The sequence below is a fragment of the Halorubrum ruber genome, from assembly GCF_018228765.1.
GTDB classification, from domain to species: domain Archaea; phylum Halobacteriota; class Halobacteria; order Halobacteriales; family Haloferacaceae; genus Halorubrum; species Halorubrum ruber.
On the sequence record NZ_CP073695.1, the window covers coordinates 797874 to 813989 of the forward strand.

Below are 16116 nucleotides of genomic sequence, written 5' to 3' on the forward strand. Positions count from 1 at the left end.
TCTCGGGAGGTCGCTCTCAGGCCGGCGGTTTCTCTCGGGAGGTCGCTCTCGGGCCGGCCGGCGGTTCGGGGCCGCGTCCGCGGGCGGCGCGCCGGCAGTTCCGCCGGCGACGGAAGGATTAATGCGCGGTCGCGCCCGCGTTCGCACATGGACCACGAGCACGTCCGGGAGGTCGACCCGGCGGTCGCCGACGCGCTGGCGGGCGAGCGCGACAGACAGGAGCAGACGCTCGCGATGATCGCGAGCGAGAACCACGTCAGCGAGGCGGTGCTGGAGGCGCAGGGGAGCGTCCTCACCAACAAGTACGCCGAGGGCTATCCCGGCTCGCGCTACTACGCCGGCTGCGAGTACGCCGACGATGTCGAGGAGCTGGCGATCGAGCGCGCGAAGGAGCTGTGGGGCGCCGACCACGTCAACGTCCAGCCCCACTCCGGGACGCAGGCGAACCAGGCGGTGTACTACTCCGTCCTCGAGCCGGGCGACAAGATCCTCTCTTTGGACCTCAACCACGGCGGCCACCTCTCGCACGGCCATCCAGCGAACTTCACGGGGCAGCTGTACGACGTCGAGCAGTACGAGGTCGACCCCGAGACGGGGTACATCGACTACGAGGGGCTCCGCGCCGCGGCCGAGTCGTTCGAGCCGGACATCATCGTCTCGGGCTACTCCGCGTACCCCCGCACCGTCGACTGGGAGGAGATCCAGGCGGCCGCGGACGCGGTCGACGCCTACCACCTCGCGGACATCGCGCACATCACCGGGCTCGTCGCCGCCGGCGTCCACCCGTCGCCGGTCGGCGTCGCCGACTTCGTCACGGGCTCGACCCACAAGACGATCCGCGCCGGCCGCGGCGGGATCGTGATGTGCGACGAGGAGTTCGCGGACGACATCGACTCGGCGGTGTTCCCTGGCGGGCAGGGCGGCCCGCTGATGCACAACGTCGCCGGCAAGGCGGTCGGCTTCAAGGAGGCCTTAGAGCCCGAGTTCGAGGAGTACGCGCAAAACGTGGTCGACAACGCCGAGGTGCTCGCGGAGACGCTTCAGGAGCACGGCCTCTCGCTGGTCTCCGGCGGGACGGACAACCACCTCGTGCTCGCCGACTTACGCGACTCGCACCCCGACCTCTCGGGCGGCGACGCGGAGGACGCGCTCGCGGCCGCGAACATCGTCCTCAACGGGAACACGGTCCCCGGCGAGACGCGCTCGCCGTTCGACCCCTCGGGGATCCGCGCGGGCACCGCCGGGATCACGACGCGCGGCTTCGACGCCGATGCGATCGAGGAGGTCGGCGACCTGATCTACCGCGTCGTCGACAACGTCGACAGCGAGGACGTCATCTACGAGGTCGGCGAGCGCGTCGTCGAGCTCTGCGAGGCGCACCCGCTGTACGAGTAGCGGCACACCGGCTGGCGACGTCGCAGTCGCCGGTGCTCGACTGCCCGACCGAATCCGTGCGTACAAAGTAGGGGGGAGCCCGACGGGTCGGTATGGCCGACTCGTCGTTCCTCGCAACACGCCTCGACCGCGCCGCCGTCCCCCTCGCGGTCGGCGACCTGATCGCGCTGATCGTCCTGTTGACGATCGGTGCGATTAACCACAGCAGCGTCGAGTTCCTGTCGTCGAACCCGCTCTACCTGCTCGAAGTGTTCGCGCCGTTCCTGATCGCGTGGGCCCTGATCGCGCCGCTCGTGGGGGCCTATTCCGCCGGCGCCGTCGAGACCGCGAAGTCGTCGGTCCCGCTCGTGATCCGGTCGTGGATCCCGGCCGCCGTCGTCGGGCTGGCGCTCCGCGCGTTCGTCTTCCGAGGCGGCGCCGCGCCCGCCTTCGCCGTCGTCATGCTGGTGCTCGGCTCGGTCGCCCTCGGCGGCTGGCGGGCGGTGTACTTCCGGCTCCGGTAGCGGTTTGATCCGATTCGCCCCCGAATTCGGCGCCTGAACGCTGTCTTCCGCCTTCTCGCCGGGGCCTCGATTCGTATCGACACGGCCACGGCCTTCATAAGTTACGAGTAACGTCTCTGTGTTCACGAACGAACTCTCACCGAACACCGAGAAAGATTTAATATGGATTTCCCACTAGTATTCAACGACAGCATGACTGGATACTACGACTACGTCCTCGGGCTCATCCCGGCAGCGTTGATCGGCGTGACCGCCTTCCTCAACCTTGTCGGGCTGTCGTTGATGTCGGCGTTGCCCGCGGGCGCGGTGGCCGCCGCGACCGTCATGGCCCACGCGATCTTCGTCAGGGCCCCAGTCGCCGCCGACGCGCCGGCGGACGCGTCGCGCCCCGGTCGGGGAGATGGGGGACCGGGCGGCCGGTCGTCCGCGTGACGCGTCGCCGTTCGCCGCGTCCTGTACCGTTTAGTTCCCCCGCCCCGACTGGTCGGGCATGACGGACGCCCTGTTCCTCACGAGTTCCGAGGTCGACGACCTCGCCGAGCCGGCCGACTACGTCGCCGCCGTGCGCGACGCCTACCGACAGGTGGGCGAGGGAGCGCCCGCGGAGCCGCGGACGAAGCTGTTCAACCGCGAGCCGCCGGGGATGTTGACCACCTACGCCGCCCTCCTCCCCGAGACGGGCGCGATGGGCGGGTACACGTACTCCGCCGGCTTCGGCGCGGAGGACGCGTGGTTCATGACCCCGCTGTTCGACGCCGAGTCGGGCGCGCCGCTCGCGCTGCTCGACGGCGCGTCGATGAACCCGTTCAAGACCGGCGCCGCCGGGGCGGTCGCGGTCGACGCGCTCGCTCGCGAGGATGCGACCGAGCTCGCCGTGATCGGCAGCGGCGCACAGGCGCGCGGGCAGGTCGCGACGACCGCGACGGTCCGCGAGTTCGAGGCGGTGCGCGTCTTCTCGCCGACCCCGGAGCACCGGGAGGCGTTCGCCGCCGACTTCGACGAGCGGCTCGACGCCGACGTGTCGGCGGTCGAGAGCGCGAGCGCCGCGCTGGCGGGTGCCGATGTCGTGATCACCGCGACGACCGCGAGCGAGCCGGTGATCGACGACGCCGACGTGGAGCCGGGGACGCACGTTACCGCGATGGGCCAGTACCACCCGGAGAAGAACGAACTCCCGCCGGAGCTCGTCGCGCGGGCCACCTACGTCCCCGACCTCCGAGCGCGTGCGACGCAGGACGCCGGCTCGTACCTCGCCGCGGTCGAGGCCGACCTGATCGCGGAGGGCGAGGGGATCGCGGCCGACCTCGGCGAGGTCGTCGCGGGCGACCACCCCGGTCGGACGAGCGACGAGGAGGTGACCGTCTTCGACTCCGGCGGGAGCGGGGTCGAGACGGTCGCGGCCGCGTACATGCTTTATAAACGGGCGAGCGAGAAGGGGCGCGGGCAGACCATCGACTTCGCGCCCGCGAGCGAGGCGCTGACTGGGGAGTAGGCGCAGGTTGAAGTAGCGCGGCGGCGTCCGGTCGGTATGCTGATCGGCATCGTCTCCGACACGCACGACGACCTGACCGCGGTCGAGGCGGCCGTCTCGCTGTTCGAGCGCGAGGGGGTCGACGCGGTCGTCCACTGCGGCGACTTCGTCGCGCCCTTCTCAGTGACGCCGTTCGACGCGGATTTCGACTTCCACGCCGTCCGCGGGAACAACGACGGCGAGTGGGCGGTCGAGTCGACGGTCGAGGAGTTCAGCGAGTACCACGGCGAGGCCGCCGCGCTCTCGTTCGACGGTGTGGATATTGCGGTCACTCACGGGACGAGCGACCTCGTCGTCGACGCGCTCGTCGACTGCGGCGACTACGACTACGTGTTCCACGGCCACACCCACGCGCACGGCGTCGAGGCGCGAGACGGGACCGTCCGCGTGAACCCGGGCGGGCTTCCGATCCCGGTCGACGGTGCGGACGACGCGTTCCGCGTCGCGACGCTGGAGACGACGGATTCGGGTGTGGATGCGGTGGCGCACCACGTCCTCGACGAATAAGAACCGTGCGTGACGTAGGCCAGTCGTTTATAAGTTGAACTGTGATACGGTGTCAGATGTTTATAAGAAGTCGTCGGCTCCGCGGTGAAGGCTGCCAAAGCCCCAGCCGCTGGGTTATAAATGGCTGATCGCGGATCGGTGGCGAACACCGCCAAAGCCCCAGCCGCTCGCTTATAAATCGTTGCTGGTGAATCGTCGGCGAACACCGCCAAACCCCCAGCCGCGAGGCGGTCGCACGCTCGTTGCGCGCTTCAGTCGCTCACTTCGTTCGCTCCTTCCAGTGCTTACGTCGCCTGCGACCGCCTCGCGGCTGCCCGTTTGAGTCCCACCCTGTACCGCACAGCGACCGCACCTCACACCTCCCCAGCCTCGTCGCTGGCACCCTCCGCTTCGCTCCGGGAGCCAGCGACTCCCTCGCGCGTGCTGTCTCGCGGCCGCCGAGGGCGGCCGCTCGCAGGCACGCGCCACCGCATTTTCGTTTATAAACTATCGCACCGCCGCTAACTGGTATTTAAACCGCCTCCCCACCCCGAGTTTTATCGCCGCTCGTTCGCTCTGTTCGTCCATGAGACACGCACAGGGGCCGCTCCTCACGATCGACCTAACCGAGCGGACCGCGTCGACGGAGCCGATCGACGATCGGCTCGCGTCGTTCGTCGGCGGCCGCGGGCTCAACACGTCGCTCGCGTACGACCGGATCCCGTTCGACGCCGACCCGCTCGGCCCGGAGAACCGGCTGTATTTTTCGACCGGTCCGATGCAGTACTCGACGACCTCCTACACCGGCCGGATGGCCGCCACGGGCCTCTCGCCGCTCACGAACGGGCTGCTGTCGTCGAACGCGGGCGGGTTCCTCTCGCGGAACTTCACCGGCGCGGGGTACGCGGCCGTCGAGATCGTCGGCGCGAGCGACGACCTGCTCGCGGTCCACGTCCGCGAGGTCGGCCCGGACGGCGAGCCGGACGTGACGTTCGAGGAGGTCCCGGACTTAGAGCAGGCGGAGGTGTCGGCGGTCTCCGACCGGTTCGCGGAGACGCGCGACCTGGAGCCCGAACACGTTGCCTGCGTCGGCCCCGCAGGGGAGAACGAGGTGCGGTTCGCGTCGGTGATGACCTCGGACACGCGGGCGTTCGGGCGCGGCGGGCTGGGGGCCGTCCTCGGCTCGAAGGGCGTGAAGGCGCTCACGTTCGACGGGGATAGCGAGGCCGAGATCGACCTCGACTGGCCCGACGAGGCGGGGGAAGTCCACCGCGAGGCGGCCACCTCCGACTCGATCATGAAGCGGCAGGGGACGACGAGCGTGACGGAGCTCGCCAACGAGGTGGACGCGCTCCCCTCCTACTACTTCGCCGAGACCTCCTTCGAGGGCGTCGAGGGCATCTCCGGCGACCGCGTCGAGGAGAAGAAGTACAAGAAGGGGACCTGCTCGCAGTGCGCGTTCGCCTGTAAGCTCCCCACGCGCGACGAGGCGACCGGCGTCGAGACGGAGGGCCCCGAGTTCGAGACCGTGATGGCGTTCGGCTCGAACGCGGGCGTCGACGACGTCGTCGACGTGATGGCCGCGAACGAGCTGTGCGACGAGCTGGGGATGGACACCATCTCCTGTGGCGACGTCGTCTCGATGTTCCTGCAGAGCGAAGACGAGTTCGGCAACGCGGAGCTCGTCCGCTCGCTCGTCGAGCAGATCGCTTACCGCGAGGGCGTCGGCGACAAGCTCGCGGAGGGCGTCCACCGCGCCCACGCGGAGTTCGGCGCCGAGGACTGGACGGTGAAGGGGATGGCGTTCTCCGGCCACGACGGCCGCGCGCTCAACGGGCAGGGGCTCGCGTTCGCGACCGCGAACCGCGGCGCCGACCACATGTACGGGGAGTTCTACCCGTACGAGTACCCGCTCGTCGACCCCGACGACGCGCTCGACCCGCAGGGACTCGACGGGAAACCTCCCAAGCTCGTCGCGAAGGAGAACCGCAACGCGGTGCTAGACTCCGCCGTGATCTGTAAGTTCTCGCGGGGCACCGTCACCGACGACCGGCTTGCCGCGCTGCTCGACGCCGACTACGACGCCCTCCAATCGCTGGGCGCGCGGATCGTCGAGTTGGAGCGCGCGTTCAACAACGCCCGCGGCTTTGACCGCGCCGACGACACGCTCCCGTACGCCGACGCGATCGAGGGGTTCGACGACGCCCTCTCGGAGTACTACGCGCTCCGCGGCTGGAACGACGACGGCACCGTCCCGGGCCACGGCGACGGCCTCGACGCCGGGAGCCGAGCGACGGCCGACGACTGAGCCGGAGTCTTTCCCGCTGCTCGCCTACTCGCCGCCCGACTCGACGTCGACGCCGCGGAACTCGAACCGGGCGCCGCCGCGTTCGCCGTCGACCAGTTCGACCGTCCAGCCGTGGGCGTCCGCGACCTCGGCGACGATCTTCAGCCCGAACCCGGTGCCGTCGGGGTCGGTCGTCACGCCCGCCTCGAACACCTCCTCGCGGTCGGCCGGGTCGATCCCGGGGCCGTCGTCCTCGACGTAGAACCCGTCGCCGTCCGGGAGCGCGCCGACCGTGACGGTGACCGTCTCGCCGACGTGTTCGACCGCGTTGCCGAAGAGGTTCTCTAAGGCCTGCCGCAGGCGGCTGCGGTCCGCCTCGACGACCGCGTCCGTCTCGACCGCGAGCGTCGCCGACTCGGTGTCCGCGGTCTCCCAGCACTCGGCGGCGAGGTCCGCCAGCGGGACGGGCTCGGTCTCGTCGATCCCAGACCCCTGTCTCGCCAGCGCGAGCAGGTCCTCGATGAGGGCGTCCATCCGGTCCAGCGAGCGCTTCACCGCCCCGAGCTCCCCGACGTCGATCGACTCGTCCGCGAGCCGGTCGCTGACGATCTCGAGGTTCCCGGCCGCGACGTTGAGCGGGCTCCGCAGGTCGTGTGAGACGAGGCTGGCGAACTCCTCCAAGCGGTCGCGCTCGCGCGCCACCTCCTCCTCGCGGCGCCGGAGCTGCCGCTCCCGTTCGATGCGGACGAGCACCATCGTCACCGTCGCCGCCCAGATGCGCGCGACCGCGAGATCGGAGTCGTCGAAGGCGTCGGGAGCGGTCGCGCCGACGTTCAACACGCCGTACCGACCGAGCGGGACGACGAGTTCGCTGCGGATCGTCGCGTCGTCGTCGTAGCGGTCCGGGTCGTCGCCGACATCCGCCACGTAGGTCGGCTCCCCGCTCTCGAACACGTCCCACGTAATGCTCCGCTCGTCGGCCGCGAACGTCGGGTGGTCGCCGACGACGGCGTCCGCCGTGTCGGTCCAGGCGATCGGTTCGAGGGCGTCTTCCCCCTCGTCGTACAGCCAGATCGCGGCGATCGGATGACCCAGTACGTCGTCGACGTACGCCACCGCCGCCTCGGCGGCCGCCTCCCTGTCGGTCGTCTTCAGCAGCTCCCGGGTCGCCTCGTGGAGGGATTCGAGCGTCTCCGTGCGGCGCTGGAGCGCCAGCCGCCGCGTCCGCTCGTTCGAGACGTCGATCGCGGTGACGACCGCGTACGGGTCGCCGTCGATCTCGAACGGGCCGACGCTGACCCGGACCGGGACGAGGACGCCGTCGCCGCGGCGGACGGCCAGCTCGAACCCGTCGGCGAGCGACCGCGCCTCGCCGGCGCGCGTCGTCTCGATGAGCGCCCGCACGTCGTGGCGAGAGTCCGCTGCCTCCCTCTCGCTCGGCTCGTTGCTCCCGAAACCACTGGCTCCGGTGCTGTCGTCGTCGACGCCGGAGGGCGGCGCCGACCCGCCGCCGCCCCAGTCCAGCTCGGTCGGATCCTCGAACACGTCGCCGATCGACCGCCCCGAGAGGTCATTCGGGTCGAGCCCGAACACCGCTTCGACGCTCGGCGTCCCGGCGTGGACGACGCCGTCGCCGTCGACGACCAGCGTCGGGTCCGGCGTGGCGTCGATCGCCTCGGGGAAGCGGTCCATGGTCACTCGTCCGCCGGCGTGTGAACGTGACCGCACTCGGGGCAGCGAACCTCTTCGCCGCGGAGGTCCGCCGAGGAGGCGCGCACCTCGCGCATCACCTCGCTAATCCTATCTTCGGCCTCTAACTCGTCGGCGACCGCGAGGTCGACGCCCTCCACTTCGAGGAGGAACTTCGCGACCTCCGTCACCTCGTACATCATCTCGTCTAAGTCCTCGGCGGTGAAGAAGCCGGACATCGCGCCGTAGAGGAACGTTGCGCCCGCCTTCGTCACCTTCTCCTCGAAGGAGTAACGGGCCTGGTTGACCGCCTGCGGCGTGTACGTGTCGGTCATGAAGGGGACGAGCTCGGGGAGGTTCTCGCCGATCTTCGTCATCTCGACGCCGGTCTCGGTGCGGAAGTCCGCGCAGAGCCGCGCTATCGCCCACTCGCGGGCCGTGATGTACGTCCGGTCGCGGAGGAACTCGTTGACGCGCTCGTAGCGCGCGCCGTCCATCTTCTTGAACCGCTCGTACTTCTGGACATCCCGCGGCACGTCGTCGGACTCGTCGTCGGTCGCGGTCGTATCCTGATCGCCACCGGTCGAATCCTGCTCGTCAGCGTCGGCCGCGTCCGGCCCCGCGGCCGGTGTCTCTTCGTCCGTTCCGTCACCCGCTCGGGAGTCGGGCTCCCCGTCGTCGCCCTCGGCGGGGGACCGGTCCTCGGAGGGTGACCGGTCCGCGGCGGAGTCGCCGGTCTCGCCGGCCGAGTCGGCCGCCGAACCGGTGTGATCGGTCATACATCCGAAACTCCGCGGGCGGGCAAAAGCCTTGTCGGTGGTCGCCCGCTCGGGGATCCACTTTTGCGGAGATCCACTTTTGTACCGCCGCGTGGAGGAATGGGGCATGAAGGTGCTCTGCGGGATCGGCGGCAGCGACGACTCGTTCCGCGCGCTCGACCGGACGGTCGAACGGGCGGCGGTCGCGAACGACGACCTGACGATCGCCGTGGTCGACAACGAGGACTCCTCTGTGTCGCCCGACGAGGTCGTCGAACGTGCCGAGGCGGCGGCGGACGAGGCCGAAATCGACGCCGAGGTCCGACGGGTCGAGGGCGACCCGGGGAGCCGGCTGGTGGAGATCGCCGAGACCGAGGGGTTCGAGGAGATCGTCTTGGGCGGCGGCCACACGAGTCCGATGGGGAAGATCACGATCGGGTCGATCGCGGAGTTCGTCCTGCTGAACGCGAAGACGTCGGTCACGCTGGTCAGATGAGCGACCGAGGCTACCCGAACGCGGTGGCGGACGAGTTCCCGCCGCCGCCGACCGCGTTCACGGACCGCGAGGACCGCGAGATCGAGATCCGGCCGTACGAGGGCGAGGAGGCGGTCCGCGAGGCGCTCGTCGAGATGTACGACGCCTTCGACCCGGCCGACCGCGCGCAGGGGATCCCGCCGGGCGGCGAGGAGCGCATCCGCGAGTGGCTCGACGCCATCCTCTGTGACGACTGCTACAACGTGATCGCCTGGTGCGGTGACGACGCGGCCGGCCACGCGACGCTCGTCCCCGACGGCGACGCCTACGAGCTGGCGATCTTCGTCCACCAGGAGTACCAGCGCGCCGGGATCGGCACCCACCTCATCCGCGGGCTGCTCGGGCACGGGCAGGCGAACGGCGTCGAGAAGGTGTGGCTCACCGTCGAGCGGTGGAACCGCGCCGCGGTCTCGCTGTACAAGAAGATCGGCTTCGAGACCTCCGACGCCGAGAGCTTCGAGCTGGAGATGGGGCTGCGGCTTCACGCGGGCGACGACGAGGACGCCGATCCCGATCCGGACGACGGCGACGAGTAGCGTTGGCCGGAATCTTCAAGCCTTTAGGGGCGGCCCGCGACCGCTCCGGTATGAGCCATCGAATCCTGCTGTTGGGGGCGCCCGGCGCCGGAAAGGGGACGCAGAGCGCGAAGCTGGCCGACGAGTACGGCGTCGAGCACGTCACGACCGGCGACGCGCTCCGCGCGAACAAGGAGATGGAGACGGAGTACGGCACGCCCAAGTCGTTCATGGACGCGGGCGAGCTCGTTCCCGACCCGGTCGTCAACGAGATCGTCGAGGCCGCGCTCGACGACGCCGACGGGTTCGTCCTCGACGGCTACCCGCGCAACGTCGAGCAGGCGGAGTACCTCTCGGAGATTACGGATCTCGACGCCGTCATCCTGCTCGACGTCGACGAGGAGGTGCTCGTCGACCGGCTCACCGGCCGCCGCGTCTGCGACGACTGCGGTGCGAACTACCACGTCGACTTCCAGCCGCCCGAGGAGCCGGGCGTCTGCGACGAGTGCGGCGGCGAGCTGATCCAGCGCGAGGACGACACCGAGGAGACCGCCCGCGAGCGCCTCGAGGTCTTCTACGAGAACACCGAGCCCGTGATCGACCACTTCCGCGACGAGGGCGTCCTCGTCGAGGTCGACGGCGAGGCGACCCCGGACGAGGTCTTCGCCCGGATCCGCGACGTCGTCGAGAACTGACGCGATCGAGAGCCGGCCCCCGTCCGTCGCGCGGTGACGGGCCGGACGCGCGGCCGACGATCCTACAAGGTTCTTAACCGTCGACTGCTAACCGACCGCTAATGAGCAAAGTCGAACGGCGAGTCCGCTCGCTGGTCCGCGAGGACGGCGAGATGCGGGACGCCATTCAAGTCGTCCTCGACAACGCCAGCGGCGGCGAGGTGCGTTGGGTCGACGTTCGCGACGAAATCTCGAGCGGGCAGTGGGGTCGGCTCATCGAGAAGGAGATCCTCATCGACGGCGAGGAGGGGTTCGCCTTAGCCGACCGCGAGGGGATCGAGGCCGGCTTGGAAGATGACGACGACTCCGGCGGGAGCGACGTCGAGACGCCCGAGACGACCACCTGGTCGAAGTGGGACAAGCTCGCCGGGGTGGCGACGCTCGGCGCGTTCGTCGGGTACGCGGTCCCTCCGGTCCGGAACGCGATCGCCGGCGCCATCGACGTCGTTCTCGGCCCCCTCCTGAACGTAGTCCCCTTCTACGTCGTGATCATGGTCATCGCGCTCGGCACGGGCCTGTACTCGACGCTGCTGCGCGCCGGGCTCATGGACATGGAGAAGATGGGCGCGTACCAGGACCGGATGAAGGACATTCAGGAGCGCCGGAAGGAGGCCGAGAAGCGCGACGACGACGAGGCGCTCGACGAGATCCAAGAAGAGCAGATGGAGGCGATGGGCGACCAGCTCGGCATGTTCAAAGAGCAGTTCCGCCCGATGGTGTGGATCATGTTCCTCACCATCCCCGCGTTCCTCTGGATGTTCTGGGTGATCGGCTACCGCGGGTCGGACGCCGCGTATCCGGCCGTCGCCGCCCAAGAGCTCGTCGTGCCGCTCGCCGGCACCGTCACCTGGGACACGGGGATCGTCGGCCCGATCCAGATGTGGATCCTCTGGTACTTCCTCTGCTCGATGGCGTTCACGCAGCTGGTCCAGAAGAGCCTCAACATCGAGATGTCGCCGTCTTCGTCGTAGGCGACGAGCGAACCCTCTCGGTTCCTCGCGGTCCCTACTCGTCGGCGTCGCCCGCGTCGTCGCCGTCGCTCTCCTCGGCCGCGCTCTCCTCGGCCGCGCTCTCCTCGGCCGAGACCTCCTCGGCGACCGCTTCGAACGCCGCGAGGATGACGCGCTTGCACGCCTGCCCCTCGGTGCTCCAGTGGTGGGCGTAGTCGAGCATGTCGTCGTAGATGTCGGGCTTGCAGCCCGCCGCCTGCGGGTGGCCGCCGCCGTTCACCCGTCCGGCGACCTCGTGGGCGTGGCGGAAGTCGTCCGAGCCGCGGATGGAGGCGGACCCCGCGGGCTTGACGATCACGGCGGCGTCGGCGCCCGCCTCGCGGAGCCGCTCTGCGACCTCGTTCTGCGAGCAGCGGCCGTAGGTGACCGCGACGCGCCAGTCGCCGACCTCGTGGGTGACCGCGCGGTCGACGGCGAGGTCGATCCTGGCCTCCTTCTCGACGCGGCGATCCTCGACGAACGACCGCACCGTCTCGGGGAGGTCGACGCCGTACGCGCCGATCACGGCCGCGTACTCCTCGGCGCCGGCCCAGTAGGAGTAGTCGGCGAGGTCGTCGGAGCGCGGGTCCTCCTTGAGCCAGAGGTCGTGGTCGCGCGTGACTTCCGCGAGCTCGGTCCAGCGGTCGTCGAACGCGTACTCCAGCGACCGGAGCGTCACGTCGGCGGTGCACTCCTCGTCGGAGTCGCCGACGACGAGGTCGACGCCCGCCTCGCGGACCGCGGCGGCGGTCGCGTCGTCCCACTGGTGGTGGTCGAACCAGCGGATCGAGTCGGTCGACGTCGCGAGCGATTCCAGCGGCTCCGCGATCCACTCGTAGTCGTCGGGGCAGAGGTCGCAGACGAACAGGTCGATGTCGTCGTCGGCGTACGCCTCGACGCGTTCGAGCGCGGTGTCGATCGAGTACGGGCCCGCCGAGAGCAGCCCGACCGGCGACTCGGCGTGGGCGTCGGCGAGGGGGTCGTCGTCGGACTCCTCGCTCTCTGCGTCGTCGGTCTCCGCGCCGCCCGACTCCTCGTCGTCCTCCGCCAGCCGCGCCGCGATGGCGTCCTCGAAGGGTTCGACGTCGAGCGCGGCGTCGTACGCCTCGCGGATCATCGCGGCGCAGGCGAGGCCGTCGGCGTCGCCGTCGGCGATCACGACCGCCTCGCAGCCCTCGATCGCCTCCCGTGCCCGTCGCTCCGCGCGCTCGTCGTCCAGCGAGTCGGGGTAGAAGAACCCCTTCCCCGGCAGCTTCGTGTACCGCGATCGGGGGGCCTCGCCCGTCTCGATAAGGTCGTCGTCCATACCGTCGAGGCGGGCGGCAGCCGGAAAACTCCGCCGCTCTCGGGCCGGTCGCGCGGCGTCGCGTTCGGCGGCCGCCGACCTCCGCGACCGCTCAGATCGTCGTCCGCCGCGGGTCCTCGTCGGTCAGCTGTCGCACGGTCAACACGGGGACCGGGCAGGTACGCACGACGCGCTCGGCGACGGAGCCGATGAGGAAGCGGTTCTCGCCGTGCCGGCCGCGGGTGCCCATCGCGACGAGGTCGGCGTCGACCGACCGGGCGTACGTGTCGATCTCCGAGGCCGGGCGGCCCTCGCGGACCTCGATCGTCACGTCGAGGTCGCCGTCGCGGTCGTGCGCGGCGTCCGCGACGCGGTCGAGCGCGTCGCGTCCCTCGTCGTCGAGCGCGTCGCGGAGGTCCTCGCGGACCCGGTCCGGCGACGACTCGACCTCGCCGGCGTCGACGACGTACACCGCGTGGACCTCGGCGTCGAACCGCGCCGCCACGTCGACCGCGACCGAGACGGCCCGCCGCACGCTGTCGGAGCCGTCGGTCGCGACCACGATGGTGTCGAACATGGCCGTCCGTTCGCCGCAACGGCACCTAAAACCCGGCGGTCGGGGGAGGGGAGACGGTGCGAAGCGGCGCGAGTGCGACGAGGTTTCTATTTATAAATGACTGGACAGGGCGGTGGCGCGTGCCTGCGAGTGGCCGCCGAAGGCGGCCGCGAGGAGCACGCGCGAGGGAGTCAGTCGCCCGAAGCGGAGCGAGGGCGACTGACGAGGCTGGGGAGGTGTGAGGCGCTGTGCGGTTGCGGTGGTGGGCGGTGCGGGGCGGGACTCAAAGGGGCAGCCGGCGAGGCGGGCGCAGGCGACGTAAGCACTGAAAGGAGCGAGCAACGCGAGCGACTGAAGCGCGCAGCGAGCGTGCGCCCGCCTCGCCGGCTGGGGCTTTGGCTGTGTCCGCTGCGGCGGCAGCGATTTATAAGCGAGCAGTCGGTGATTTGGCGGTGTCCACCGTTGATCCATAGTCGACTATTTATAAACGAGCGGCTGGGGATTTGGAGGCGTTCGCCGCCGATCTATTATCGATTATTTATAAGCAAGCGGCTGGGGATTTGGAGGAATTCTCTGCCGACCCGCCGTATTTATAAAAGACTGCGCGCGTCCAGTCCCGTTACGCTAAGAAGACGTGTCGCGGGCGGTCGGCGAGCACGTCGCGGCCCCACTGGACGGTCTCGGAGAACTCGTCGGAGCGGAAGAACGCCATCGCGTCCTCCTTCGCGTTCCACTGGCTGGCGATGAACATGTCGTTCTCGTCTTCGACGTTCACCATCAGGTCGGTCTCGACGTGGCCGTCCATCTCCCCCAGCAGCTCGCCGACGTCGTCGAACGTCTCGACGAACTCCGTCTGGTAGTCGGGCTTGACGGTGTAGAACATCCCCATCGTGCCGAAGCCGGACTCCTCGCCGGCGCGGGCGACGATGTCGGGCAGCTCCGAGAGGAAGCCGGCCGCGGTCTCGGCCGCCGACGCGGTGTCCCAGATGGAGACGACCGCGGCGCGGTCGGTGTGGCGCCCCTCGTACACCGCGGTCTTCACGTGCGTGCCGTAGTGGTCGAAGTTGCCGCGGAGCCCCTCGACCTCGTCGAACAGCTCGTCGACGTCGGCCTCGCTGTACAGCACCGTGGCGTACACGTCCTCGCCGTGGGGCTTCCCGGCGTAGATGTCGAGGTCGGCGAGCTCGCCGCGGATGTCCTCGTCCGAGGCACCGTCGCCTCCGCCGCCGTGACCTCCCTCGCCGCCGTGACCGCCCTCGCCGCCGTGACCATCCTCCCCGCCGTGTCCGTCGCCCTCGCCGTGGGGATGGTCGCCCTCGCCGCCGCCCCCATCCTCGCCGTGCGGGTGGTCGCCGTGCGCGGAGCCGCCGCCCGCGCCCGAGCGGTCGTGGCCCTCGCCGCGACCGTGGCCGTCGTCGCCGTGACCGCCTTCGCCGTGGTGGCTCCCCTCATCGTGGCCGCCGCTCTCCCCGCCGTGACCGCCCCCGCCGTGGGGGTGCCCGGCGCTGTCGTCCTCCGCAACGCGACCGGTCGGGACCGTCTCGCCCGCGAGGAAGGCGTCGAGGTCGCGCGGCGGGAACCGGCGGCCGACGTAGAAGTCGCCGAACTCGCCGTACCGCGAGGAGGCGGGGTCGAACCGCATCTCGTAGACGATGTCCTTGATGTCGGTCGGGTCGGCGCCGAACAGCGTGACCCCCCACTCGTGCTCGTCGAAGCCGACGGAGGAGGCGATCACCTGTTTGATCTTCCCGGCGTACTCCTTGCCCACCTCGCCGTGGCCCGCCATCAGGTCGGCGCGCTCCTCGAACTCGAGGTCGTACCAGTTGTGCTCCTCGCCGCGGCGCTTGCTCATGGGGTAGAAGCTGACGTACTCCTCGTCCGGGATATCGGGCTTCAGCTTCCCCTCGATGTAGCGGCGGAGCCCCTCGTCGACGGCGTCGGCGCCCTCCTCGAAGTAGTCGTCGGAGACGTACCCCGACACCTCGGTGACGGAGACGTAGGAGGTCTCACGCTCGGTGAACTTCGCGAGCGCGGTGTCCTCGAACCGGCGCTCGATCGCGGAGAGGTCGTCGAGCGACGGCCGGAAGTGGAGGAACAGGAGGTCGGCCTTGTGCCCGAGCACGGAGAACAGCGCGGACTCGCCGTCGTCGGCGTCGGCGACCAGCTCGCGGTGTTTCAGGAAGGCCTCGCCCTCCTCGATCGCTCGTCGTCGCTCTGACTCGGGCGCCTCGCGCCACGCGTCCCAGTCGATCGAGCGGAAGTCGTGCAGCGAGAACCACCCTTCGGCGGTCTGTGGAGCCTCGACCATACTTCGGGTTCGGGCCGCGCGACTTAGGGGTTTGCGGGTCGTCCCGATACGCAGTAATCAGCTGGACCGTACCCGGTAGTGTCCGAGTCGAAGACGGCACTAGCGGTTTCGAAGTCCCCACCGCTCGGCCGTACGTGAGTATCTTTACCGACGGTGATTCCCTGACCGATGAGAACGCCTCCAAAGCCCCAGCCGCTCGGCGATACGTGAGTGACCGCTGATCGATGGCGAACATCCCCAAAGCCCCAGTCGCGAGGCCGCCGTACGCTCGTTGCGCTCCTCGCTCGCGGTGCTCGCTGCGGTGCTTACGTCGTCATCAGAACGCTCCGCGTTCTGATTGGCTCACGAGAGCTCCGCTCTCGTGAACGCCTACGGCGGCCTCGCGACTGCCCCTTTGAGTCCCACCCCGCACCGCTCCGCACAGCACCTCACGCCTCCCCAGCCTCGTCGGGCGCATCCTTCGGGCTCCCTTCGGTCGCCCTCGGCGCGCCCGACTCCCTCGCGCGTGCGCCTCGCGGCCTCCGCTTCGCTCCGGCCGCTCGCGG

15 protein-coding genes are annotated in these 16116 nt (G+C 69.7%); 10 read left to right on the forward strand and 5 right to left on the reverse strand.

All coding sequences use genetic code 11. The annotated features are described in order from the left end of the window. Positions 1-147 precede the first annotated feature (147 nt). From glyA to J7656_RS03910, 6 genes are all read left to right on the forward strand, one after another. Positions 148-1395: a serine hydroxymethyltransferase gene (gene glyA / locus J7656_RS03885; protein ID WP_211554162.1), complete on the forward strand. Its 1248-nt coding sequence runs from the start codon at positions 148-150 to the stop codon at positions 1393-1395. 92 nt (positions 1396-1487) lie between these two features. Continuing rightward, the gene (locus J7656_RS03890; RefSeq protein ID WP_211554164.1) at positions 1488-1898 is read left to right on the forward strand and encodes a DUF3054 domain-containing protein; all 411 of its coding nucleotides are present in this window, start codon (positions 1488-1490) and stop codon (positions 1896-1898) included. Positions 1899-2090: 192 nt separating this feature from the next. Continuing rightward, entirely contained in the window at positions 2091-2330 is a 240-nt protein-coding gene (locus tag J7656_RS03895; protein ID WP_211554166.1) for a DUF8015 family protein, read from the forward strand. A 58-nt stretch (positions 2331-2388) separates the two neighbouring features. After that, complete coding sequence (locus J7656_RS03900) at positions 2389-3390, forward strand: ornithine cyclodeaminase family protein (protein ID WP_211554168.1); 1002 nt, start codon at positions 2389-2391, stop codon at positions 3388-3390. Between the two features lie 36 nt (positions 3391-3426). Next, positions 3427-3936 carry a metallophosphoesterase gene (locus J7656_RS03905; protein ID WP_211554171.1) on the forward strand — a complete coding sequence of 170 codons (510 nt, stop codon included), beginning with the start codon at positions 3427-3429 and terminating at the stop codon, positions 3934-3936. Positions 3937-4501: 565 nt separating this feature from the next. Beyond that, on the forward strand, positions 4502-6223 hold the full coding sequence (locus tag J7656_RS03910) for an aldehyde ferredoxin oxidoreductase family protein (protein WP_211554173.1): 1722 nt from the start codon (positions 4502-4504) through the stop codon (positions 6221-6223). 24 nt (positions 6224-6247) lie between these two features. Here the strand turns inward: J7656_RS03910 and J7656_RS03915 are convergent, their stop codons facing one another. Further along, positions 6248-7900, reverse strand: coding sequence for an ATP-binding protein (locus tag J7656_RS03915; protein ID WP_211554175.1), 1653 nt, complete (start codon positions 7898-7900; stop codon positions 6248-6250). Further along, complete coding sequence (locus J7656_RS03920) at positions 7897-8670, reverse strand: DUF5806 family protein (RefSeq protein ID WP_017343990.1); 774 nt, start codon at positions 8668-8670, stop codon at positions 7897-7899. Before J7656_RS03920 ends, J7656_RS03915 begins: the two co-directional genes overlap by 4 nt. A gap of 106 nt (positions 8671-8776) precedes the next feature. Between J7656_RS03920 and J7656_RS03925 the strand changes: the two genes are divergently transcribed. The 4 genes from J7656_RS03925 (at position 8777) to J7656_RS03940 (ending at position 11404) form a co-directional block, all read left to right on the forward strand. Beyond that, positions 8777-9145 (forward strand): universal stress protein, encoded by a 369-nt coding sequence (locus J7656_RS03925; RefSeq protein ID WP_017343991.1) that lies wholly within the window; start codon positions 8777-8779, stop codon positions 9143-9145. Next, positions 9142-9720, forward strand: a complete 579-nt coding sequence (locus J7656_RS03930) for a GNAT family N-acetyltransferase (protein WP_017343992.1) — start codon at positions 9142-9144, stop codon at positions 9718-9720. The genes J7656_RS03925 and J7656_RS03930 overlap by 4 nt, the downstream gene beginning before the upstream one ends. A gap of 50 nt (positions 9721-9770) precedes the next feature. Further along, the gene (locus J7656_RS03935) at positions 9771-10394 is read left to right on the forward strand and encodes an adenylate kinase (protein ID WP_017343993.1); all 624 of its coding nucleotides are present in this window, start codon (positions 9771-9773) and stop codon (positions 10392-10394) included. 101 nt (positions 10395-10495) lie between these two features. Continuing rightward, positions 10496-11404, forward strand: coding sequence for a DUF106 domain-containing protein (locus tag J7656_RS03940; RefSeq protein WP_017343994.1), 909 nt, complete (start codon positions 10496-10498; stop codon positions 11402-11404). Positions 11405-11438: 34 nt separating this feature from the next. On the opposite strand, the gene J7656_RS03945 is transcribed toward J7656_RS03940, so the two are convergent. The 3 genes from J7656_RS03945 to J7656_RS03955 form a co-directional block, all read right to left on the reverse strand. Continuing rightward, positions 11439-12728, reverse strand: a complete 1290-nt coding sequence (locus J7656_RS03945; protein ID WP_211554176.1) for a DHH family phosphoesterase — start codon at positions 12726-12728, stop codon at positions 11439-11441. A gap of 91 nt (positions 12729-12819) precedes the next feature. Further along, positions 12820-13284, reverse strand: a complete 465-nt coding sequence (locus tag J7656_RS03950; RefSeq protein WP_017343996.1) for a universal stress protein — start codon at positions 13282-13284, stop codon at positions 12820-12822. A gap of 598 nt (positions 13285-13882) precedes the next feature. Next, entirely contained in the window at positions 13883-15571 is a 1689-nt protein-coding gene (locus tag J7656_RS03955) for a heme-binding protein (RefSeq protein WP_211554177.1), read from the reverse strand. Between the last annotated feature and the right edge of the window lie 545 nt (positions 15572-16116).